Below are 22,571 nucleotides of genomic sequence, written 5' to 3'. Positions count from 1 at the left end.
TTATACTTTATTTGTGAATCTTCACGAAGAATTTATCAGAAAGACGGAGAAGAAATGTTAGCCATACGGGGCGCATTTGTGCAAATACGGTAAGTAATTATCGATAAACAGTTAAATAAGATTAATCGGTATGGGGTGTTTCTACTATTCATATGTATTACTACCATAACAATTAAATCTTTTTATTATGAAACACATTTGCATACCTCTATTAGGTATTTTAGGTTGCCTGTATGCTTCTTCGGTCTATGCACAACAGCTTGTTGCACCTGCCGGGAGGGAGTCTCCTGCGGTGTCTTGGGTTATAGGGGAAGTTGTCGGAGGTTATTATCAAACAGATGACTGTATGATCGTTCAGGGAATCTTGTCTTATATCGATCTAAGCTCGTCTGTGGGGTTGGAGACTGATGAGTGGCAGGAGAAAACCGTGATATGGCCTTCTCCGGTCGGCGATTATTTGAATATCTCCATCCCTCCGTCTGCTTCTATGGCTTCTATCAGTATCTATTCACTCAATGGAGTATTGGCAAGACAGTTCAATATACTGAAGTCTCCTTCTACGTATAATGTATCTTCTTTAACTTCCGGTATTTACAGTGTAAAATTAACCGATATCAACGGTAAAACAGTAGTAATAAAAAAAATCATAAAACTATGAAACACATTTTCTTATTGATCAGCTTTTTCATCAGCCTGAATATGTTTGCAATCGATCCTCAGAAAGGATTTAATTATCAAGCCGTTTTGCGGGACGCTTCAGGGATGGTTATAAAAGAACAGAGCGTGACGTTACAGGTTACAATTATGTCGGACAATCAGGTGGCATATAAGGAAACCCACCAGCTCACTACATCGGCCACGGGATATATAAATATGGTTATTGGTAACGGAAGCCGTGTTTTCGGTACATTTGAAAAGATCGACTGGAGCGCTCAAAACCAATCGATTAAGATCAAACTCGATAGAGGGAACGGCTACGAAGAGATCAGTGCCACGGAATTGGGCAGCGTGCCTTATGCAAAATATGCGGAATATGCTTTGAACAGCAATTCCGAGGATTTTCAGAAGTCGATCGGTGCGTTGAAAAAGACGAATGACAGTCTGGTAAACTGCATCATCGATCTTAAGAAACAATTAGAAGCAAACGAAACGTCTCTAAGTGATTTGCAGGATGCCACTGCCTCATTTTCGGAGTATCAGGAACTGAAAGATAAAAAATACACTTCTATTCTTCCTCCGGAAGGTTTGGGACAGGTTAATATCGATGTGAATCTGAATAACGTGACAAAAGATTATCCCGTTACTGCCAAGCTGACTTATAATGGTGGCAACGGTTACGGTTTTAAGTCGGAAATAGAGATAACCTATCAGGGTTCTTCTTCGATGTCATATCCTAAAAAGAATTTCTCTATCGATCTCGACCGAAAAATAAAATTTGGAGACTGGATACCGATGGATTCTTATCATTTAAAGGCCAATTATATAGATGCTACGCAGGCAAGAAACGTTTGTATGGGGCGTGTTGTAGACGATGTTGCCTATACACTGCCGTTTGAGAAGCAACGTCCGTGGCGTTCGGGTTGGGGAGATAATGTAAAAGGTAATATACTGGATAACGGAGCTAAAGGACATATTGACGGGTTTCCCATAGAGCTGTATATTAACGATGAGTATTATGGTCTTTATACCTGGAATTTGAAGGTACATCGTGATAATTACTGTATGACAAAGTCGAATTACAATCATATTTTGCTGAAAGCGGAAGAGCATAACAATTTCTATGCATTTGTATCAAGTAACTGGGAGATGAAGAATCCTAAAATCGACGGAGTCAGTGGAGCCGGTGATATTCCGGCAGATATCGTAAAAAAGATTTCCCGCCCGTTGGATTGGTTCAATTCAGTGAAAAATAATGCGAGTGCTTTCAAAAGCGGATTCAACAATTATTTCAATAAAGATGCAATGATGGATTATTATATTATTCTGGAGGCATTTTATGCCGACGATGATGTCGATAAAAATCTATCGATGTGCACATGGGATGGAAGTATCTGGTATTTCCAGTGGTATGATATGGATACGATATTGGGATTGTATTGGAACGGGAGTAAGCTGTTGTCCAGTTCGGGAAGCGTACTGAACTCTCCCGAGCCCGGCGAGAGCGGCAAACGCTTTTGGAATATGTTTTATGCGGCTTTCCAACCGGAAATTGTTGCACGTTGGAATTATCTTAAGACGAATGCGTTGAGCTACAATAATGTAATCGGACGTTTCTCGGATTTTATGTCGCAAATATCACAGGAAGCCTACGAGAAAGACTTTAAGAGATGGCCGGCAATACCGTCTAACAGCAGTTGCTACACCTCTTTGGCACAAATCAGTAAATGGTATCAGGAGCGTTTGGTGTGGATGGATAGTTATTTTAAATAACCCCTATCGTCTGCGTATATACTGATAATAAAAAAAGCGTAGATTTATACAAATGATCGCAAATGTGATTTTGCTCTTTGTGTAAATCTGCGTTTTTTTATGTTTTCATTTAATTCTGATTCGTTATAAGAATTATGCTGTATAGCTTCTTCTTAATCACACGAGACAAAAGTTATGTCGAACTCAGGTTAATTTATCTTGGATTGGCTATACTCTTTGCATTATAAGCAAACAGTAAAGGGGATTCTCTGTTAGATAAAGAATTAATTCTTTTTTCCGTTACATTTTTATCTTTATCTTTGCTTAGTGAATTTTAAAAAAGAGATTATGATACAGAACGAACGAGATATTCGTCATGAACATGTGCTTGATGTGGCACGTCAGATGATGACAGCAGCCCGTACGGCTCCGAAAGGAAAGGGAGTGGATATAATAGAAGTTGCTTTGGTTACAGGGGATGATGTAAAAGTACTTTCCGATAAGATGGTTGCAATGGTAGAAGAACATGGTATGAAATTTTTTCTTCGGGATGCCGATAACATATTGAGTGCAGAGGGCATTGTGCTGATAGGTACGCATGAACAGGCTCAGGGTTTGAACTGCGGACATTGCGGATATGCCACTTGTGCCGGTCGTGCAGAAGGGGTGCCTTGTGCTATCAACAGCGTCGATGTCGGCATTGCTATCGGTTCTGCCTGTGCCACAGCAGCCGATATGCGTGTAGATACACGTGTGATGTTCTCTGCGGGATTGGCGGCACAACGGCTTGAATGGTTGAAAGGCTGTAAACAGGTGTATGCCATACCTGTCAGTGCTTCTTCCAAGAATCCGTTCTTTGACCGTAAGCCCAAACAATAGATTTCATAAATTAAAAAAACAAATCAGGCAGATGGGAATTTTAGTAGGACTTCCCCGTACAGGAGGTTCGGAGAAAGATTTACAATTGAATTTTGGCAAAGTAGCCGATCAGCAGATGGAGGTGCGGAAGCCTTTTCTTCCCGCTGAGTGGTATCCTCAAAGCGGAGTACAATTAACTTGGCCTCATGCAGAGACGGATTGGGCATATATGTTGGAGGAAGTGCAGAAGTGTTTTATCGATATAGCCCGGGAGATAGCGGAAAGAGAGTTGTTATTGATTGTCACCCCTGAACCGGAAGAGGTGAAAAAGCAGATTGCCGCTATTGTGAATATGGAGAATGTCCGTTTTCTGGAATGCGGAACGAATGATACATGGGCGCGTGATCACGGAGCCATTACCATGATGGATGCAGACGGGCCTTCCCTACTCGATTTCACTTTTAACGGATGGGGATTGAAGTTTGCTTCCCATCTTGATAATCAGATTACTCGTCATGCTGTTGAAAATGGAATTCTGAAAGGGCGTTATGTCAATCGTCTCGGTTTTGTGCTCGAAGGGGGATCTATCGAGAGTGACGGTATGGGAACTTTGCTTACTACCTCCGAATGCCTGTTGTCTCCCAACCGTAACGGACAAAAAAATAAAGTGGAAATTGAAGAGTATCTGAAAAGTGTTTTTCAAGTTCGGCAAATATTATGGTTGGATGACGGATATCTGGCCGGTGACGATACGGATAGCCATATCGATACATTGGCACGGTTTTGCCCCGCCGATACCATTGTCTATGTGCAATGTGAAGATGAAACGGATGAGCATTATGAAGCTTTGCAGGCTATGGAAGAGCAGCTTCATTCATTCCGTACATTGAACGGTGAACCTTATCGTCTGTTAGCTTTGCCAATGGCCGATAAAATAGTGGAAGAGGGAGAACGGTTACCTGCCACATATGCTAATTTCTTGATACTGAATGGGACTATCCTCTATCCTACTTATAATCAACCGGAGAATGACAGGCGTGCTTGTGAGGTTTTGCAAGAGGCTTTTCCCGGATATCAGATGGTAGGCATCGACTGTCGCCCTTTGATTAAGCAACACGGTTCCTTGCATTGCGTCACCATGCAATACCCCCTCGGCGTCCTAAAATAGTAACTTCAATCGTAAATCGTAAATTGTCCAATCGTAAATAGCTTTGATTGTTCAATCGTAAATATATTGATATAGATGAGAAAGATACAAGTCGGTTTGATTCAGCAAGCCAATACTTCGGACATCAGAACGAATCTGATGAATTTAGCTAAGAGCATAGAAGCGTGTGCTGCACGTGGTGCACAGCTGATTGTGTTGCAAGAGTTGCACAACTCCCTTTATTTTTGCCAAACGGAAAATACCCTTGTTTTTGATTTAGCGGAATCTATTCCCGGCCCTTCTACCGGATTTTATTCGGAGTTGGCTGCCGCTAACGGGGTCGTTTTGGTAACTTCTTTATTTGAAAAACGTGCTCCGGGATTGTATCATAATACGGCGGTCGTTTTCGACAGTGATGGCAGTATAGCCGGAAAATACCGGAAGATGCATATCCCCGATGATCCGGCCTATTATGAGAAGTTTTATTTTACTCCCGGAGATATCGGCTTCGAACCTGTCCAAACCTCTTTGGGTAAACTTGGCGTGCTTGTATGCTGGGACCAGTGGTATCCGGAAGCAGCCCGACTCATGGCCTTGAAAGGAGCGGAATTGCTGATTTATCCTACTGCCATCGGTTGGGAAAGTTCGGACGCCGATGATGAGAAGATCCGCCAGCTCAATGCATGGATTATCTCTCAACGTGCTCATGCCGTAGCAAACGGCATTCCGGTTATTTCTGTTAACCGTGTGGGGCATGAACCTGATCCTTCGATGCGTACGGATGGAATCCTTTTTTGGGGAAACAGCTTTGTTGCCGGTCCTCAAGGAGAATTGCTGGCGCAAGCTTCCAATGACCGTACAGAGAATATAGTTGTAGAAGTTGATATGGAGCGTTCGGAAAATGTGCGCCGTTGGTGGCCGTTCTTGCGCGACAGAAGAATAGACGAATATGGCGGACTGACAAAACGGTTCTTGGACTGATCTTTCGTTTCACAGTATATATACACAGAGGGCACAGATTTTTGGTTGCTGTACAACTAAAATTCTGTGCCCTCTGTATATTCTCTGTAGTGAATGACTATCGAAAAGTAATTTTTTTGTTTGTTATAAAATTGACTGTTCCATAGATAAATAAACCTAAGAATTGGGCTAAGTACTCATTTACATCCCCTGCTTCTACCAATGAAATAAGAAATAGGAACTGCGCACTATATGCTATACCGAAAGCCATACCAAAGAACAGCATCTGTTTCCAAAGGCTGTTCTTTCTGCTTTCGGTAGGAAATATCCAATATTTGCACCAAATAAAATTGTGTATTTGGGCTATAATATACGCAGTGATATTGGCAGGAATGTAATCGTACGACAACTTCTTCATCATCAGCCAAATGATGAATGCTGTAATCAAAGCATTGAGCGTACCTATTACGGCAAAACGAAAGATGCGTACAGACTCTTTCACTTATTCCTTGATATCTACGATCAGATTCAGTTCATCAAGTTGTGACGGATCGAGTGCTGCCGGAGCATCCAACATCACATCACGACCGGAATTGTTTTTCGGGAATGCAATACAATCGCGGATTGAATCCAGACCTGCAAAGAGCGATACCCAACGGTCGAGACCGTAAGCCAAACCGCCGTGAGGAGGAGCGCCGAATTTGAATGCATTCATCAGGAAGCCAAACTGTTCTTGCGCCTTTTCGGGGGTAAAGCCCAAGATTTCGAACATCTTTGCCTGTAGTTGTGCGTCGTGGATACGGATTGACCCGCCTCCTACTTCCACACCATTGACAACCATATCATAAGCATCTGCGCGAACAGCAGCCGGATCGGTATCCAACAGATGGATATCTTCGTCTTTCGGATGCGTAAACGGATGGTGCATCGCCATCAGGCGGCCTTCTTCTTCACTCCATTCAAACATCGGGAAATCTATTACCCAAAGACAAGCAAACTTGTTCTTATCACGCAATCCCAACTGCTTACCCATTTCCAGACGCAGTTCACAAAGTTGTTTCCGGGTCTTCATGGTATCATCGCCGGACAGTATCAAAATCAAATCGCCCGGTTTAGCTCCAAAAGCTTCTTTCATCTGCTGAAGCACCTCTTGTGTATAGAATTTGTCAACACTCGATTTTACCGTACCATCGGCTTCTACACGTGCATATACCATTCCTTTGGCACCGATTTGCGGTCTTTTTACGAATTCCGTCAATGCATCCAATTGCTTACGGGTATAGCTTGCAGCACCTTCGGCACAAATACCGCCGATATAGGTCGCATTGTCGAATACGGAAAAGCCGTGACCTTTCATGATATCCATCAACTCTACGAATTTCATTCCGAAACGCAGGTCCGGTTTGTCACTGCCGTAATATTTCATGGCATCGCTCCAAGGCATGCGTATAAACGGCTCTGTTAGTTCCACTCCACGAAGTGTTTTGAACAGATGTTTTGCCATGCCTTCGAATGTAGCGATAATGTCTTCTTGTTCAACGAAGCTCATCTCGCAGTCTATCTGGGTAAATTCCGGTTGACGGTCGGCACGAAGGTCTTCGTCACGGAAACATTTTGCAATCTGGAAATAACGGTCGAAGCCGGCCACCATTAACAGTTGCTTTAAAGTCTGCGGAGATTGGGGCAAAGCATAAAACTGTCCCGGATTCATACGTGAGGGAACTACAAAATCGCGGGCGCCTTCGGGAGTAGAACCTACCAATACCGGAGTTTCTACTTCGATAAACCCTTGTTCATCCAGATATTTACGTACCTCTATCGTCATTTTATGGCGCAATTCCAAATTGGAACGAACGGCATTACGACGCAGATCGAGATAACGGTATTTCATACGGATGTCATCTCCCCCGTCCGTATTATCTTCAATCGTAAAAGGAGGAGTTACGGCTGCATTTAGAATATTCAGTTCCGATACGATGATTTCGATATCTCCCGTAGGAATATTTGAGTTTTTGCTGAAACGTTCGTTTACAACTCCGGTTATCTGGATAACGAATTCGCGTCCCAGTTTGTTAGCTTGTTCACATAGTTCGGCGTTTACTTCTTCGTTGAAAACCAATTGAGTGATGCCGTAGCGATCGCGGAGATCAATAAAAGTCATACCTCCCATTTTACGGCTGCGCTGTACCCATCCGGACAGCGTTACTTGCTTGTTTACATCAGAGATTCTAAGTTCTCCACACGTGTGTGTTCTAAACATATCCTTAATTTACAATTAGACGATTTACTATTTTACAATTTTGCAAAAGTACACAAATTCTTAATCCTTTCGGGTTAATTTCTTAATAATTTTCTGATTTTTGTGGGTAATGTTGTCTACAATAGCTTCGTTGATCATTCTAATGCCGTTTACGTATTCCTGTGCCCTCTGCAATACATTTGCATTGTCTTTTTCCACGGTTGTTTTGGGCACGATAACCCGTAACCCTTTTTGTATAATTTCGATGTTTACATTCTCATCAGCCTGCATCGGATCACCGTCAAAATGAATGACTCCCGGTTTGGAACGATGAATGCGCAAGTTTTTACAACGGAAAGTTTTGATACGGCTATTTTGATCGATGGTTTTATTGAACAGTTGGAAGGCGAGCGACGGTACGTCCAGAACGGTGAACGGTTCAAGAATGGTAACATCCAGAAGACCGTCTGTCAGGGTGGCTTGTGGTGCTATATAGGCGTTGTTGCCATATTGTGACGCATTCCCGCATGCAATGAGAAATGCCTTATATTTATAGGTACCGTCTTCGGTTTCCAGTTCGTAAGTTTCGGGTTGATAAGTCAGACTCTCCTGCAATGTTTTTTCCAGATAGGTCAATAATCCGCGTTTTCCGGCATTGGCAAATTTCAGACTGACGAAAGCGTCGAATCCTACTCCGCAAGTACAAAAAAAATCTGTACCGTTGATCTTACCATAATCTATAATGTCGCATATCCCGTCGTTGATTATCTCCAATGCCTTTTTAGGCTCCATCGGGATATGCAGATGTCTTGCAAGTCCGTTGCCCGATCCGCATGGGATGATGCCGAGTGCTGTTTCCGTATGTACCAGCGAGCGTCCTATCTCGTTGATCGTTCCGTCACCACCGATAGCTACCACTACATCGGTTTTCATTTCCGCAGCTTGGGCAGCAATCTCTATGGCATGACCGGCTCTTTTTGTATACACCACATCCCAAGTATACTTCTCCTTATCTATTTTTTCGTCTAATAGATTAAGAATAAGCTCCTTACTCTGTGTGCCTGAAATCGGATTGACGATGAATATTAATTTCTTCATGTTTTCGTTCATGCTATATTTTTATCGATTGTGATCGACAAAAGTAATATAAATTTCTAAATTTTAAGTCTCCTCATCTCTCCAAAAGCATAAAGAGCATATTTTTTCTACTAAAAAGAACAGCTGAAAACAAATTTTGTTATCTTTGCCCCCTGTTTTAAACAGTTATTAAGGATAAAAAGGATTTGGACTGTTGTCTATCAGTAACCAATAAGCGAATAATAAATAACAATTCATGGGATTATTACAAGAGAAGTTAGCTAAATACGACTTGCCACAACAGTATATGGCAATGGGCGTATACCCCTATTTTCGTGAGATAGAAGGGAAACAAGGTACAGAGGTGAATATGGGCGGACACAAAGTTCTGATGTTCGGCTCAAACGCATATACCGGCCTTACCGGAGACGAAAGAGTTATTGAAGCTGGTATTAAAGCTATGAAAAAATACGGTTCCGGCTGTGCCGGTTCACGCTTCCTGAATGGTACGCTCGACTTGCATGTGAAGTTAGAGAAGGAATTGGCTGCTTTTGTCGGTAAAGAAGATGCCCTTTGTTTTTCTACCGGATTCACAGTGAATTCTGGTGTAATAGCTTGTTTGACTGATCGTAATGATTATATTATTTGTGATGACCGCGACCACGCTTCTATCGTAGACGGACGTCGTTTATCATTCTCTCAGAATTTGAAGTACAAACACAATGATATGGCCGATCTGGAGAAACAGCTTCAAAAGTGTAATCCGGATTCTGTAAAGCTGATTATCGTGGATGGTGTATTCTCTATGGAAGGTGATTTAGCTAATTTGCCCGAAATAGTGCGTTTGAAACATAAATATAATGCTACTATCATGGTGGACGAAGCTCATGGATTGGGTGTATTCGGAAAACAGGGACGCGGTGTTTGCGACCATTTCGGTCTGACAGACGAAATCGACCTGATTATGGGTACTTTCAGTAAATCGTTGGCTTCTATCGGTGGTTTTATTGCGGCTGACGAGTCGATCATTAACTGGTTGCGTCATACTGCACGTACTTATATTTTCAGTGCTTCCAATACTCCGGCTGCTACGGCTTCTGCTTTAGAAGCTCTTCATATTATCCAGAATGAACCGGAAAGACTTGAAGCGTTGTGGGAAGCTACGAATTATGCATTGAAACGTTTCCGTGAAGCCGGTTTTGAGATTGGTGCTACGGAGTCTCCTATCATACCGCTTTATGTACGCGATACAGACAAGACTTTCATGGTTACCAAGTTGGCATTTGATGAAGGTGTGTTTATTAATCCGGTTATTCCGCCGGCATGTGCACCTCAAGATACATTGGTGCGTGTTGCGTTGATGGCTACGCATACGAAAGAACAGATAGATTCTGCGGTAGATAAGTTGGTGAAATGCTTCAAGCAACTGGAAATTCTCTAAAAATCCTATCATTTAAGAAATATGAAGAAGAGAGGTGTTCAATATCAGAATGCCTCTCTTTTTTTTAACATTGTTAATTGCCTTTTTCAAGTATTGCTTTCTGTCCGGACAAACTATTAATTTCTTAAGTGTAAGAATACGTATTCTTGCATGTAAAGAATGCATTTTAACACAGTCTTAATATTAATGTTTTCCCGCGGGGAATAGTTATTCGTTTTCTTAGAAAAATATTCATTTATGCATTTGATATATAATGCTTTATCTGATAGGGGTCACCTTCTATAAAATTATCCTGGTCGGTCGGATTTCAAAAGACACTTTTCTTGTACTTGTCAATATGACAACTAACTTCAATCATATATCCTAAATATACGTACCATATTTTTTGATTTCTCTTTCTTATTTATGTAGGTAAGTATTAGATTTTGATAGGCCGGTTATATCGGGGTTTCTCTTTTTTCGTTTCCAGTGGAGTGATCAATCGGTACTTGTTAGTTTCCGGGTTTAACTCCAATATTACCAGACTTCCGTTTTCCGGTGATTGCATTGTTTCGAATTCTTCCACAGTGAGATGGAACCATCGCATAATAAATAAACGGATGGCCAGTGAATGAGTAATCAATATGCAATTTTCAGGATAGGAATCGGTAGTAAAATCACGATGTAGGGACCCTAACAGATCGTTTATGCGGTCATATACGTCACTTCCGGCTTCTCCTCCTGGGAAGCGATAATAGAATATTCCATATTCCCGTCTTTGTAATTTTAGTTGCTGTAATTCTTGTTCTGTACGCAGATACCCCCACTCTTGCTCCCTGAGTCGTGGTTCTTCGGAATAGTGAAATTGTTCTCGAGGAAATGCTTTCACGATTGCTTCAAAGGTGGAGCGTGTTCTCCAGAAAGGTGAAACATAAAAATAGAGTGTTTCTTCTTTTACTATTCTTTTTAGTTTTTTTCCGGCTTCTAATGCTTGTTCATAGCCTTTCGGGGTTAACTCGATTGTATAATCAGGTATTGTGGCGAATTTATTTTCGTCAATGTTTGCATCACATTCGCCGTGGCGGACAAGGATAATTCGTTTGGGTTTCATCAGATGATTTCTTTTTATTTTATACAATTTCTATAGTGCGGGACGTTTGGCGATGTGCCGGTTGATATATGATTTTTGTATAACAATTGACGCAAATCGGATAGTATATGACTGTATCGGAGCGTTTATCCAATATTTTTTTTATTTTCTCTTGCACTTGTAATAGTTGGATATCGGTAAACATACATTCGAATACACTGAAATTGACTCTTATTCCATATTTTTCCAGAATTTTAGAGACGCGTGCTCTTTTCCGGTCTTCTTTAATATCGTATGCTACGACACAGAATGTCTTTTTTGCTCTTGCCATTTGGTGTTGCGTATTTGGAGGTAAATATAATGAAAATGCGGGATATGTGGTATTGGAAAAGAAAAATTTTGAGGTTAAAATGGGGTAATATTATTAGAGTGAATTAAAGGTGTATGGATGTATCATTGTTTCTGAATTCGGGATAATGAGATATAAATGATTTTAGAGAGTTGCTTGTCTTAATATTCTACTGGAAGTAACTCAAATACGGGATCTGGGTTGTGACATGGCGTAACGGAGAAAAGTCTTAATCCTTATTCTACTGGAAGTAACTCAAATCAAATACTGCAACAATAAGAAATACGCAGAGCTTTTAAGTCTTAATCCTTATTCTACTGGAAGTAACTCAAATAAAAAAGACATTGCAACATGGGCACTAGTTCAGTCGTCTTAATCCTTATTCTACTGGAAGTAACTCAAATTACATTTCGAACGGCACATGCAAATCATTGAGCAGTTGTGCCGCGTCTTAATCCTTATTCTACTGGAAGTAACTCAAATTTCCGGAAAGCGCTGTGAGATGTATCTCGGTAAAGTCTTAATCCTTATTCTACTGGAAGTAACTCAAATGTAAGTTTATGCATGACACGGCCAAAGAAGATATGTTGTCTTAATCCTTATTCTACTGGAAGTAACTCAAATCTTGCAGGTTCTCGCCCTGTTAGGTATGGACGCGTCTTAATCCTTATTCTACTGGAAGTAACTCAAATATTGTTGATCATTTGAGTGAGGAATTGTCTGCATGTCTTAATCCTTATTCTACTGGAAGTAACTCAAATGCTTTAATTGGTGCATTTGTCGGCGTTTGCTGCAATGTATGTCTTAATCCTTATTCTACTGGAAGTAACTCAAATAATGTATTGCTTCTCACCTGACGGAAGACACTCATTCGTCTTAATCCTTATTCTACTGGAAGTAACTCAAATCTGCTCAAAATTACAAAGGGTTTTTAACGAAAAAAAGTCTTAATCCTTATTCTACTGGAAGTAACTCAAATGTGTAAAAGCCGCCTACAAATTTGATATCTGTAAGATGTCTTAATCCTTATTCTACTGGAAGTAACTCAAATTTAAAGCGATCAAAGCAAGTGAAAAATTAGCTAAAAAGGTCTTAATCCTTATTCTACTGGAAGTAACTCAAATAAAATTGCACGTTGGAAATGGTTAGGGCAATGCCGTCTTAATCCTTATTCTACTGGAAGTAACTCAAATTTCTTCTCATTCAGATGGAGAAGTGATTATGGAGAAAGTCTTAATCCTTATTCTACTGGAAGTAACTCAAATCAATCTGATACCGCCTTCATAGTAGCTGGTACCGTCTTAATCCTTATTCTACTGGAAGTAACTCAAATTCGAAGTGATTGCACCCTCTCCGTATTTTCAAAGTGTCTTAATCCTTATTCTACTGGAAGTAACTCAAATTTTAGTATGGATGGTTGTTTGTGCAGGTATTGGCGTATGTCTTAATCCTTATTCTACTGGAAGTAACTCAAATGTGTCATGAAAGACAATGCCAAACTTGCTATATTTGGTCTTAATCCTTATTCTACTGGAAGTAACTCAAATTTTTACAGACAAAGAAACAGTCGAAACTGTATCTGAATGTCTTAATCCTTATTCTACTGGAAGTAACTCAAATATTGCAGATTCTGACAGATATTCGAATCAACGAGTCTTAATCCTTATTCTACTGGAAGTAACTCAAATAAAAATTAACTGCGAATGGTCTGCAGATTCTGCAACGTCTTAATCCTTATTCTACTGGAAGTAACTCAAATGAGAAGAGGAAAATAAGATATTAAGGGAAGCACAAATGTCTTAATCCTTATTCTACTGGAAGTAACTCAAATTTTGGTGTTAATACTCAAGTGGATGCCAAAAGCGTCTTAATCCTTATTCTACTGGAAGTAACTCAAATATACAATCAAGGGGCTTAAGAAAAGCTTCGATTGTTCTGTCTTAATCCTTATTCTACTGGAAGTAACTCAAATACCATGCTGGTAAAGCGAGATGTGGACACAGATAGTCTTAATCCTTATTCTACTGGAAGTAACTCAAATATGAATTATGGGGCGGTGATAATTACTCGGATTTGCAAGTCTTAATCCTTATTCTACTGGAAGTAACTCAAATTTTACATGACACGCCCCCTAACTTTTTCCGTTGAAGTCTTAATCCTTATTCTACTGGAAGTAACTCAAATAGCGTAAACTTGGGTTCCGTTGAAAGCACCAGCGTCTTAATCCTTATTCTACTGGAAGTAACTCAAATACTCTGATTATCAATAATTTATTTTTTACTCTTTGTTTTGTATATTTCTCATAAAGTATTGTTATTTAATACAATACGCTATATTCCAATAACTTTTTCGCAAATGTATGTATTATTTTTAAGAAAATCAATAATTTGTTTGGCTAATATAGGCTTATCTGCTTAAAAATAAGATATTTACATTGAATATCTATTTTCGCAAATGATTTTGATTTTCTTTAAAAAAAATCATTTTCGAAAAACAGCATAGAGGTATTATACAATATATTATTGATTATAAATGCAATACGTCAAAGATCACTTGTATAGTAATGATTCATTTTCGCAAATGATTTACTTTGTTGCTAACATGTATTTTGTTGCGAATGTGATTTAAGTAATACAATTTATCTAAAAAATATAATATCAAATAAATCAGATAATTATCTTTTTATCGTTTTTCGCAAGAGTTTGGCCTTTTTTCATGTTTTGTTCACTTCATCTCACCACTTGGCTACATAGGGTTTGAATTCATTATTCTCTCCGGCTATATAATGAGCAATATCTTGAGACTGTTTCAATATGATTTGCGAAAAAGTAATTTCTTCGCCGCGAAATTTTTCATATCGGTTAAGTCTTTCTAAAATATGACGTATCAATGTACGCTTAGTGGATTCGTTTAATAATCCGTCATGCATCTTTAGTGGAATTTTCTTCTGAATCATACTGATTACAATACGGTCTACTACCTGTGAACGGAATAACTCTACAATGTCGAAAACCAATGTTGGTTTTCCATCTTGATGAGCATGTAAAATGCCGATGGATGGATTCAGTTTAGCAGCAAGAATATTTTTCCACACACGAGCATACAATATGGCATATCCATAATTCAACAATGAATTCATTAAATCAGTAGCTCCTTGATGTTCACGAGAGATAAAATTGATACCATCGTCAGCTATCAAAACACGTATATATGCCCAATAAGCTATTGCCCCTTGAGATTCTATACCCATTAATCCACTGGCATACTTTCCATCAGTTATCGGATAACTTTTTGCTTTTTCTATTTGTTGCTCAAGTTTGAGTACCGCTTCAATATATTTTTCTGATAACTCTCCACCTAATATATCTTTATGATACTTATGATAATATTTGATGAGATTCAGTTGATTCTTTAATTTCCCGACAATAATTTGAGAAGCTAATTTTACTTTTCGTTCCAATGGAAGACTGACCTGTTTACTCCAAAGAGTTTCATCTAAAAAGACAGGATTCAGTACAGTGGCATATTGCTTTCCTTTACTATCAAAAAAATCAATAGGAATTTTATGATTCATACAGAACATCATAGCATTACTGGAAAAACTAACACCCTTACCTATCACTGTGATGTGACGTAATGCCGGAGAAGGTTTATTAATAATTTTACCTTGTAATTTTACCGTAATCCCTTTGTAAGACGCACCAATATAACTTCCGGGAGTACTTACTACTAATTCTGCCCCTGCATTTTCCAGCTTTTGATATTCACGTTTCTTTTGAGTAATTAGTTTGGCATTGTTTCCGGGATTTTTCTTATCGGATGTAGTAGCAGAACGAGAAGCATGCACAACGTATGTACTGCAAAGTTGCTGTATTAGTTGTTGTTTATTCAGGTTACTACTTTCTGCAAAAAAGTCTACTTTCTGAAGATTAACAGCTAAGTCTTTCTTACTGATTATGTTGTTACAATTCTTTCGGATAAGCGTATTTAGGCGGTTCATCAAAGTACAGTCCAACTCTTTTAAAATTTCTTGAGGAAGAATTTTTGCATAATTCTGGAAAACTTTCGTTAATGCCTTATACAAAGGACTTTGGGAGAATTACCCATTTTTGAGGTAATGACTTGGCAACTGTGCAATCTGCTGCGTTCTACCTTGAATTGCTTACAAGGAACTCTTATTTTGTTGCAAAGATACGAATTTTACTTATATATAAAAAGCACTGTACTATTTATTATGTCCCTTAGATAGTACAGCACTTGAATATTTGTCTAATTTCTTTTGATATAGAAAAAATGTTTTAAAGGCTATTCTTTGTGATAAGAAACCATATCTCCCTTATCATTTCGATACATCTCTATATAATCCAAACAACTTGGCTTTAATGCGCCATTAAAGTGGAAAACAAATGTTCTTCTTCCATCATTTGATTCACAACGTAGAGTTGATTCATCTTGTTTTGTTACACGTCCTACAACAAGAGGATTGTATGGTGGTATCATAAATTCAAACGTGCCCTTGCTAAATTTGTAGTAGATGTCTCGTTGGGTTGGACTATCTATAGTTTTTTCTCCATTTCTCCATAAACAGTTTCTTGGTGAACTAAAGTGATTATAATCTTGCCCTGAACCGATTTTATGTGCTCTTATAAAATAGCTCTTCACATAACTACCATAATCAGAACACATTTGAATATTCATTTTATAACCATTAATACCATAATCCCGTTCTTCTACTCCATAGTGTCCTTCTCCATATTTTACCATGTATGAAAACACCTTATCAGCAACATTGAAGTTTCTTGATGGGATCTTATCAATAAGACCTTCCGAGAAGTAATCTAATTCAAAGTCAATCTGATAAGAACCTTTCAGATAAAGATATGCTGCAAGATAAATAGCTTCTGCTTCAAGGTCTTTTGTATTAAGAGGCATGTGTTTTTTCAGGTCTGTTACACTTTCCTTTACATATTGTTCTATAGGGTCCATAGATGGAGCTTCTGATTGCAGAACTGACTTTATCGTAGATTCAGACTTACAATTGTTTACACTTGAAGATGATTGTGAACTCACATTTTTATCTTCCTTTTTACCGAATAAAAATTCAAAAAAATCCATGTTATTTGTATGATTTAAAGTTTAACACTCTTTTTCTTGTTTCTTTGTAATTGTACCTACATTCATATTGTAATATCTTAAATAAAGATTCAATATTACGACTTGTTAATTTGCCATCCTCCGCACAGATTCCTGTATAAAACAACAAAGCTATTGATTTTGCCTGCTCGTGTTTTGCTGATACAATTTCATTATATGTTTTTTCTTCAATATCAACATATCCTCCCGTATCATTAGGTTTAATAGATGCGTGTTGATAATAGGTAAGTGATTTCATATTATACTTCCATCCCGAAGATATTGATATTTGGGTTGCTAATTCATTACAATAATGCGCATAGTACATATCAGAAATGTACAACAAGTCAGGATTGATATTTATTGGAATTATATACCTTGCCATAGAATCCATAGCAATAGATGCCCTATTTACATAAGCTTCCTGTTGAAAGATTTCATCATTTGTTGTACAGGCTAATTTTGTCAAATATAGATAATCATATGAATAAATCTTTCTATATAGTTCCATATGGTTTTTAGGGCACATCAATAGTAATAATCTAAAAGTATTTGCTGCCCCAGCTAATCCATAATCACTATTCCAATATCGATTCGGGAACATTGCAAGTTGATTTATACTTCGATAAAGATAATTTAGCCCTTCTTCGAACTTTTGCCCATACATATACATACCTGCTATATCAGCAAGTATATATGGATGCTCTGTATCTTTAAATTCAAATATGATAGAATTTAATACAAAAGTAGGAATTTCATATAATGCTAATGAAATTCCCCTTGTACGCCAAGGAGAATTTAAATCTTTGAATTTAGGCTTGTCATTTTGTGCATTTTGAACTTTGAGGACATAATTATCCACAAACGAATCATCTATGCACAAACTTCTATCAATCATAGTAATTTCAGACATTTCATAATTCTTACATTTATTGTGTAGATACAGTCCCAACTCTTTAAGTAAAGATATGATATACTCATTGTGTATTTTATTCACATAAAAATCAAACATCATAGGAAAGAGCCAATTGCCCTTTTTCTCTTGAAAACAAATGGGATGTTCATGTGCAAATTGACTGAACGATTTTGGGTCAGCAGACTCAATTTTCTCAAGGAGAGTTTTGATGTAATAATTATCTTCCATACAAAAAACTTAATTATCAATGTTATGATAGATTTTCTCCCTGTAATGTTATCAACCGCTTCTTAACAGTCCCGTTCTTACAGGATTTTACTATAGAAATTATGACTTCATCCATACGTGGCACTTCCAATTTTCTGTATTCATTTGTATCATCACAGAAAACCACAAGATACATCTTTTCGATAATTATGTCATAATTTCTTTCGAGAATATAGCGATATAGGTTCTGTTGAATACAATAATGCCAATATGGCGTATCCTCAATTTGATTGAGTTCACCTAACCCTTTCTCGCCATAGTTGTTTACCGCAATCGGTTTACCCCAAAAATCGACAATGCGATGACTACGTTTCCAATCATATATGTCAAAAACATCTCCACGTTTATGTATCATATCTATTGTACCAGCAATTTTTAGTTCGTCATCATATATAGCCCATTCTGTTCTAAACGGTTTAAATTTGTGGTTTTCGAGAAACTCTATGAATTGCATATATTCAAGTTCAAGAGAAATTTGTTCTTCTATGTGAACATATTTTCCGTCATATTTGAAAGAGAATTCTTGTTGATATGGAAGTCCCTTATAATAGTTTTCTATTTGTTGGTGCATAAAAGTTCCGACATCACGTGAACACGCACCTTTTGAATCCCATTCTTCAAGAATCTGTCCTTGTGATATATTTCGTTGATTAGCTTTATATTCTGACCAATAGTATGAATCAAATGGCTTAAAGAAACAAGATATCACACTGCTGACAGGAATAAATTGTTCCTGTCCATCATATAGATAAATATGTTCTTGTGGATAGAATTGAATATGAACGTCTTTTTCGCAAAAAACAGGTTCTCCTATTTTATAGTTTACTTTTCTATTTGAAGAAAACACCAATGGTTTCATTCTCTTGGCACAAACCCTTTCTTTTTCCGTTTGTGTTATGTCTGCAATTTCAAGTTTCTCATTGTCAACAATACCAAATTCATGGTTCAAGTATTTCTCGCGAGTATTTTCACTTGCCATAACTTTGGCTTCGATTTCTGTCCATCGTTCAATTTCCTTTGGAGTAGAACATGAGAGAAAATCGATTGGTAAAACCATAGAGGGTTGTATATAATGAAGAACTTGTGCTATAAAAGCCGCACATCCCTTAGGATTGGAAAAAACTTGATATTCAGTAAAACGAATAACAATCCATCCGATATTATTCAGAAGTGCATCACGAAAATCATCTCCACATCCTATATAATGTATAGGTTTTCGTGTAAATGCAGCATATGGTTCGTCTATTTCAATGTCTATTCTTATAGATGGGTGCTTTTTGCATATAATCGCTATATCTGGTTCAAAAGGCCTGTTATCTTCTACAGGAAGTATATTGCAATCACCGAGTATAAGTAAATCACATCCCCTGAAAGTATCTTGTAGATAATTTTGGAATTTAGCTTCACTGAACCCTCTTCTTGCTATAGCTTTTCTTCTGTATGGAAAAACAATACAGCCATCTTCAGGATATTTAGTTACTGGATATTTCCAGTTACTCTTATCTTGGACAACTGATGGCATCAAATAATCAACATATTGAACATCAAAATCATCAACCACTCCAACAGCATAATCACTTTCTATTTTTTTCTCTGTTTTGCAAATGACATCTATCAATTCTTTATCTACGCTTTTAGACAAAGCAAAATCTTTAACCTTCTTGACTTTTTCTTTTGCCGTCTCAATATCAGCAGACTTTAATGCATTAGAAATAGAATTGATTTCATCTTTTATTTGTTTTTGTTGCTGCACTTCTATGTTCTTTTTATCAATGAGTTTTTGCATCTCTTCCCGAGAAAACTCTTTCATTAAAGAAATATAAACAATACAGGGCTTTTGATGCTTAAATTTCTGTATTACAGATTCGCATCTTTTTACAAACAAGTCTTGTGTTGTTACTCCATCAATAATAACAACATAGTTTGAAGATAATTCATCTATATGATGGAGAGCACATGATTGAAATCCAAGTACAGCCAAATCAAGAGTTAAAAACTGAACTTGAAGATTTTCATCGAATTCAGCCCCATATGCGATTACTTGCACAGGGACACCCAATGATTTTATAAAGTTACTAATCTCTATGTTGATATAAGAAGGGGTATTTATTTTTCCCTCCTTATATTTATCTATATTAATGTTATTCTCTTGCGTCTGTTTAAAATGAGTGTAATCTAAATCGGTTGCAGTGCAAAAACTTGAAAAAAAGAATTGCCATATGCGATATTCTCCTTGTATGATATTTCCTTTATAGTCGGTTTTTTGAAAATTCATGTTATAAAAATAGCAACCAGAATGTGGCGTTGTAGATTTTTTGCTACGACATAACTTACTAAAAGCTATTTGTGCCTTTTCCCATTCTTCGGTACTTAAAAACTCTTTTTGCCGCCTATCGAAATCTATTATTTCCGTAATATTACTTATTATTATTGATTTGTTTGCAGAAGGATGTTCTTTTTGCCAACAAGTAAGTCCATCTGAATAGTTGGCTTTAATCATATTATATTCAGTTGATACCTGCTTTTCTCGTTGTATTCTTTCCAATTCGAGCTTTTCTCTCTTTTCCCATTCAACTTTAGGGAATGAGAGGAATTTATTTATATCTTGTTTTGTAAGATTGTTTTCAGACTGGAATATTCGTAATTCTTTTCGAAAGAAAGAGTATGCATTAGGATATATATCTTTTTGATGCTTAAATTTCTTTATTAAACGCTTGGTTGATAAATTTGATATAAATATAAAAGCTATAAGAATGGCTATTAAAATTCCTATAATTATGCATACGACTTTAAAACCTTGAGTAAGTCCCCAAGTTATAAGTGCTAGTAGGGCATATCCAATACAACCCCATTTTTTTTCTGAATCCATAATTCTTACTTATAAATATATAAAGCGTGAACTGCACAGCCACGTCTTTATTTGGAGGTCGTAGGAAACCTTGCATACAGATGTAGTAATAGCAGCCCACGCTATAGCGTGAGAACCACTATGCCATCTGAGTATGCAATTTGAAAATTTCCTACGTTTCCAAATACTTGATGCGCATAACGCTTCTTTCTTATCTAATATGTTTTGGAAAGAGTTACCTCAATCCGATACAAAGGTAAGAAAAATCCGTGATCTGCCATTCAAACATCACGGATTTTTTTGATTTACAGTTTCATACTCCTATTCTGTCTTGGTTTCGGTATTCCGATAGCTTCTCTAAACTCATTCATTTTCTTTCTGAACCAGTTCACGTGTGAAACCCCGTCTATCTTGAAATCGAATCTACCGTTTTCGTCCTGTCTGATGGAACAGACGGAGTGTCGGGTATCAAAACTTCGGTTAAATTCGGAAGAATAGAGTTCGCCTTTTATCCCGACCTCCTTGAACTCGCACAGTCTTCTGATTATTCCGTCATTGAACCCCAATCGGTCACGCAGGAAGTTTATTACAGGCATCAGCTTCTCCACATACGGGAAATAGCGTCTGACAAAATCCGTAAACTCCGACAGCTTGCGGTGCTGTTGCTCGTAAGCGTTTCTTATCTCCTGTATCTGTTCGGCTTGTTGCCGTTCCCGTTGTCGGGCTTCGTCTTCAAGTTCAAGGATGCGGTCTTGCAAGTCCTCGTTCCTGCGTTCCAACGATTTCATTCTTCCACTTCCGAAAAGAGAACCCACACTGCTTGCAAGGGCGGTTGCCGTATCGGTGGCTGCGCTTTTGAGCTTGTCGGTGCGGATTTCCGCTTTTACCTGTTTCAGTTCCTCCTGCGCCTCGGCTTTCTTCTCCTGTAACAGTCTGGTTTCGGTTTCAAGGGTTTCATTTTTCTTTTTCAAGTCCCGATAATACTGCATGGTGGTAGTGTGCCGTGCTTCCGAGCCCCGTACCCCACGTTGCAATCCGTATTTCGTCATCACCCTTGCGTAATTGTCGTGGTAGGCAATCAGGGTCTGGCGGTTGAACAGGTCATCGGCACACAAACGGACGGAATTTGTTTTCTTGCGGTACTTGCGCTTACCGTCCGTCTGTTCTTTCTTGGCTTTGCGCCTTTCACCCGTCACGATAGGAACAACGGCTGCGTGGATGTGCGGAGTCTTCTCGTCCATGTGCAGATGGGCGGCAACCACATTGTCTTTGCCGAATGTGGCTTGCAGCCATTGGATACTGTCGTTGCACCATTCGTCGAGCTTTCCTTTTTCCTGTATGTTCATCATGTCCTCGTGCGTACCCGACAAAACCACCCGAACGACACGGACTTGGTCGTGCGTGATTTTCCGTCTGATGCCTGCCGTGTTCAGCCTGTGGGCAATCGCTTCATCCCTGCCGTGAACGCCATCAGGGTATTCGACAAGCACCCTGTTCAGATGTGTTCTTGTCGGGTCTGCGTTTTTAGGTATTATCTTTCTCTCTATATGGTCGGACTGCGTGGTGTCCGATGTACCCTTTGCCTTCTTAATGTCCAATGAAAAATATCCCATATCATTACTGTTTTTGCGGTTATCGTTATGTTTCTTCTCTCTGCCTGTGGCATCGGCTCACAGGGTTTATTATGCAAATGAACCATTGCAGCACTCGGCATAATCCAAACGAGTTTGGCTTCTGCTCTCGTTTGCACAAGGTTTCCAAAGGGATTTCCCTTTGGCTCGATAGGGTGTTTTTAGCGTTACGGAGTAATGCGTGAAGAAAACGCCCTATTGAGCTATGGTATTTCTGTCTAAATACC

Annotated in this window: 16 protein-coding genes and 1 CRISPR repeat array; of the genes, 6 read left to right on the top strand and 10 right to left on the bottom strand. The window is 38.4% G+C overall.

Features of this window, described 5'->3' with window-relative positions; translation table 11 throughout:
• The first annotated feature begins 187 nt into the window (after window positions 1-187).
• The 5 genes from RB604_RS15785 (at window position 188) to RB604_RS15765 (ending at window position 5,395) form a co-directional block, all read left to right on the top strand.
• Window positions 188-658, top strand: coding sequence for a T9SS type A sorting domain-containing protein (locus RB604_RS15785; protein ID WP_007481091.1), 471 nt, complete (start codon window positions 188-190; stop codon window positions 656-658).
• Complete coding sequence (locus RB604_RS15780; RefSeq protein ID WP_055294413.1) at window positions 655-2,430, top strand: CotH kinase family protein; 1,776 nt, start codon at window positions 655-657, stop codon at window positions 2,428-2,430. The genes RB604_RS15785 and RB604_RS15780 overlap by 4 nt, the downstream gene beginning before the upstream one ends.
• Window positions 2,431-2,757: 327 nt before the next feature.
• The gene (locus tag RB604_RS15775) at window positions 2,758-3,288 is read left to right on the top strand and encodes a ferredoxin domain-containing protein (RefSeq protein ID WP_055294415.1); all 531 of its coding nucleotides are present in this window, start codon (window positions 2,758-2,760) and stop codon (window positions 3,286-3,288) included.
• Between the two features lie 31 nt (window positions 3,289-3,319).
• A complete protein-coding gene (locus tag RB604_RS15770) occupies window positions 3,320-4,435 on the top strand; it encodes an agmatine deiminase family protein (RefSeq protein ID WP_055294418.1) in 1,116 nt (371 codons plus the stop codon).
• A 75-nt stretch (window positions 4,436-4,510) separates the two neighbouring features.
• Window positions 4,511-5,395 carry a carbon-nitrogen hydrolase gene (locus RB604_RS15765; protein WP_005931757.1) on the top strand — a complete coding sequence of 295 codons (885 nt, stop codon included), beginning with the start codon at window positions 4,511-4,513 and terminating at the stop codon, window positions 5,393-5,395.
• 97 nt (window positions 5,396-5,492) lie between these two features.
• Here the strand turns inward: RB604_RS15765 and RB604_RS15760 are convergent, their stop codons facing one another.
• From RB604_RS15760 to RB604_RS15750, 3 genes are read right to left on the bottom strand one after another with little or no spacing between them, the layout of a single operon-like run.
• Window positions 5,493-5,876, bottom strand: a complete 384-nt coding sequence (locus RB604_RS15760; RefSeq protein ID WP_025819058.1) for a GtrA family protein — start codon at window positions 5,874-5,876, stop codon at window positions 5,493-5,495.
• Window positions 5,877-7,634: an aspartate--tRNA ligase gene (aspS, locus tag RB604_RS15755; protein WP_005931759.1), complete on the bottom strand. Its 1,758-nt coding sequence runs from the start codon at window positions 7,632-7,634 to the stop codon at window positions 5,877-5,879.
• A gap of 60 nt (window positions 7,635-7,694) precedes the next feature.
• On the bottom strand, window positions 7,695-8,723 hold the full coding sequence (locus RB604_RS15750) for a diacylglycerol/lipid kinase family protein (RefSeq protein WP_007481081.1): 1,029 nt from the start codon (window positions 8,721-8,723) through the stop codon (window positions 7,695-7,697).
• Between the two features lie 223 nt (window positions 8,724-8,946).
• Between RB604_RS15750 and spt the strand changes: the two genes are divergently transcribed.
• Window positions 8,947-10,131: a serine palmitoyltransferase gene (gene spt / locus RB604_RS15745; protein ID WP_005931766.1), complete on the top strand. Its 1,185-nt coding sequence runs from the start codon at window positions 8,947-8,949 to the stop codon at window positions 10,129-10,131.
• Between the two features lie 418 nt (window positions 10,132-10,549).
• Here the strand turns inward: spt and RB604_RS15740 are convergent, their stop codons facing one another.
• From RB604_RS15740 to mobV, 7 genes are all read right to left on the bottom strand, one after another.
• Window positions 10,550-11,221 carry a histidine phosphatase family protein gene (locus RB604_RS15740; RefSeq protein ID WP_055294421.1) on the bottom strand — a complete coding sequence of 224 codons (672 nt, stop codon included), beginning with the start codon at window positions 11,219-11,221 and terminating at the stop codon, window positions 10,550-10,552.
• Between the two features lie 19 nt (window positions 11,222-11,240).
• The gene (gene cas2 / locus RB604_RS15735) at window positions 11,241-11,531 is read right to left on the bottom strand and encodes a CRISPR-associated endonuclease Cas2 (protein ID WP_007481075.1); all 291 of its coding nucleotides are present in this window, start codon (window positions 11,529-11,531) and stop codon (window positions 11,241-11,243) included.
• Window positions 11,532-11,775: 244 nt separating this feature from the next.
• A CRISPR array of direct repeats spans window positions 11,776-13,801; the repeat unit is 35 nt; unit sequence GTCTTAATCCTTATTCTACTGGAAGTAACTCAAAT.
• A gap of 482 nt (window positions 13,802-14,283) precedes the next feature.
• Window positions 14,284-15,549 carry a CRISPR-associated endonuclease Cas1 gene (gene cas1, locus RB604_RS15730; RefSeq protein ID WP_309006047.1) on the bottom strand — a complete coding sequence of 422 codons (1,266 nt, stop codon included), beginning with the start codon at window positions 15,547-15,549 and terminating at the stop codon, window positions 14,284-14,286.
• Between the two features lie 305 nt (window positions 15,550-15,854).
• A complete protein-coding gene (locus tag RB604_RS15725) occupies window positions 15,855-16,664 on the bottom strand; it encodes a hypothetical protein (protein ID WP_117678478.1) in 810 nt (269 codons plus the stop codon).
• Window position 16,665: 1 nt separating this feature from the next.
• Window positions 16,666-17,826 (bottom strand): hypothetical protein, encoded by a 1,161-nt coding sequence (locus tag RB604_RS15720; RefSeq protein ID WP_018697426.1) that lies wholly within the window; start codon window positions 17,824-17,826, stop codon window positions 16,666-16,668.
• A gap of 22 nt (window positions 17,827-17,848) precedes the next feature.
• On the bottom strand, window positions 17,849-20,734 hold the full coding sequence (locus RB604_RS15715; RefSeq protein ID WP_117678479.1) for a putative endonuclease domain-containing protein: 2,886 nt from the start codon (window positions 20,732-20,734) through the stop codon (window positions 17,849-17,851).
• A gap of 284 nt (window positions 20,735-21,018) precedes the next feature.
• A complete protein-coding gene (gene mobV, locus RB604_RS15710) occupies window positions 21,019-22,326 on the bottom strand; it encodes a MobV family relaxase (RefSeq protein WP_018697421.1) in 1,308 nt (435 codons plus the stop codon).
• Window positions 22,327-22,571 lie beyond the last annotated feature (245 nt).

Origin of the sequence: Bacteroides salyersiae, from assembly GCF_031172035.1 — a bacterium.
Lineage (GTDB): Bacteria > Bacteroidota > Bacteroidia > Bacteroidales > Bacteroidaceae > Bacteroides > Bacteroides salyersiae.
The sequence above is the reverse complement of the archived record's forward strand: the minus strand, read 5'-3'. Positions and strand labels throughout refer to the sequence as shown.

Coding starts and splice junctions, on each gene's coding strand:
- RB604_RS15780 (WP_055294413.1), top strand. CDS start 655: ATGAAACACATTTTCTTATTGATCAGCTTTTTCATCAGCCTGAATATG.
- cas1 (WP_309006047.1), bottom strand. CDS start 15,549: ATGAACCGCCTAAATACGCTTATCCGAAAGAATTGTAACAACATAATC.
- spt (WP_005931766.1), top strand. CDS start 8,947: ATGGGATTATTACAAGAGAAGTTAGCTAAATACGACTTGCCACAACAG.
- cas2 (WP_007481075.1), bottom strand. CDS start 11,531: ATGGCAAGAGCAAAAAAGACATTCTGTGTCGTAGCATACGATATTAAA.
- RB604_RS15725 (WP_117678478.1), bottom strand. CDS start 16,664: ATGGATTTTTTTGAATTTTTATTCGGTAAAAAGGAAGATAAAAATGTG.
- mobV (WP_018697421.1), bottom strand. CDS start 22,326: ATGGGATATTTTTCATTGGACATTAAGAAGGCAAAGGGTACATCGGAC.
- aspS (WP_005931759.1), bottom strand. CDS start 7,634: ATGTTTAGAACACACACGTGTGGAGAACTTAGAATCTCTGATGTAAAC.
- RB604_RS15770 (WP_055294418.1), top strand. CDS start 3,320: ATGGGAATTTTAGTAGGACTTCCCCGTACAGGAGGTTCGGAGAAAGAT.
- RB604_RS15775 (WP_055294415.1), top strand. CDS start 2,758: ATGATACAGAACGAACGAGATATTCGTCATGAACATGTGCTTGATGTG.
- RB604_RS15785 (WP_007481091.1), top strand. CDS start 188: ATGAAACACATTTGCATACCTCTATTAGGTATTTTAGGTTGCCTGTAT.
- RB604_RS15750 (WP_007481081.1), bottom strand. CDS start 8,723: ATGAACGAAAACATGAAGAAATTAATATTCATCGTCAATCCGATTTCA.
- RB604_RS15720 (WP_018697426.1), bottom strand. CDS start 17,826: ATGGAAGATAATTATTACATCAAAACTCTCCTTGAGAAAATTGAGTCT.
- RB604_RS15740 (WP_055294421.1), bottom strand. CDS start 11,221: ATGAAACCCAAACGAATTATCCTTGTCCGCCACGGCGAATGTGATGCA.
- RB604_RS15715 (WP_117678479.1), bottom strand. CDS start 20,734: ATGGATTCAGAAAAAAAATGGGGTTGTATTGGATATGCCCTACTAGCA.
- RB604_RS15765 (WP_005931757.1), top strand. CDS start 4,511: ATGAGAAAGATACAAGTCGGTTTGATTCAGCAAGCCAATACTTCGGAC.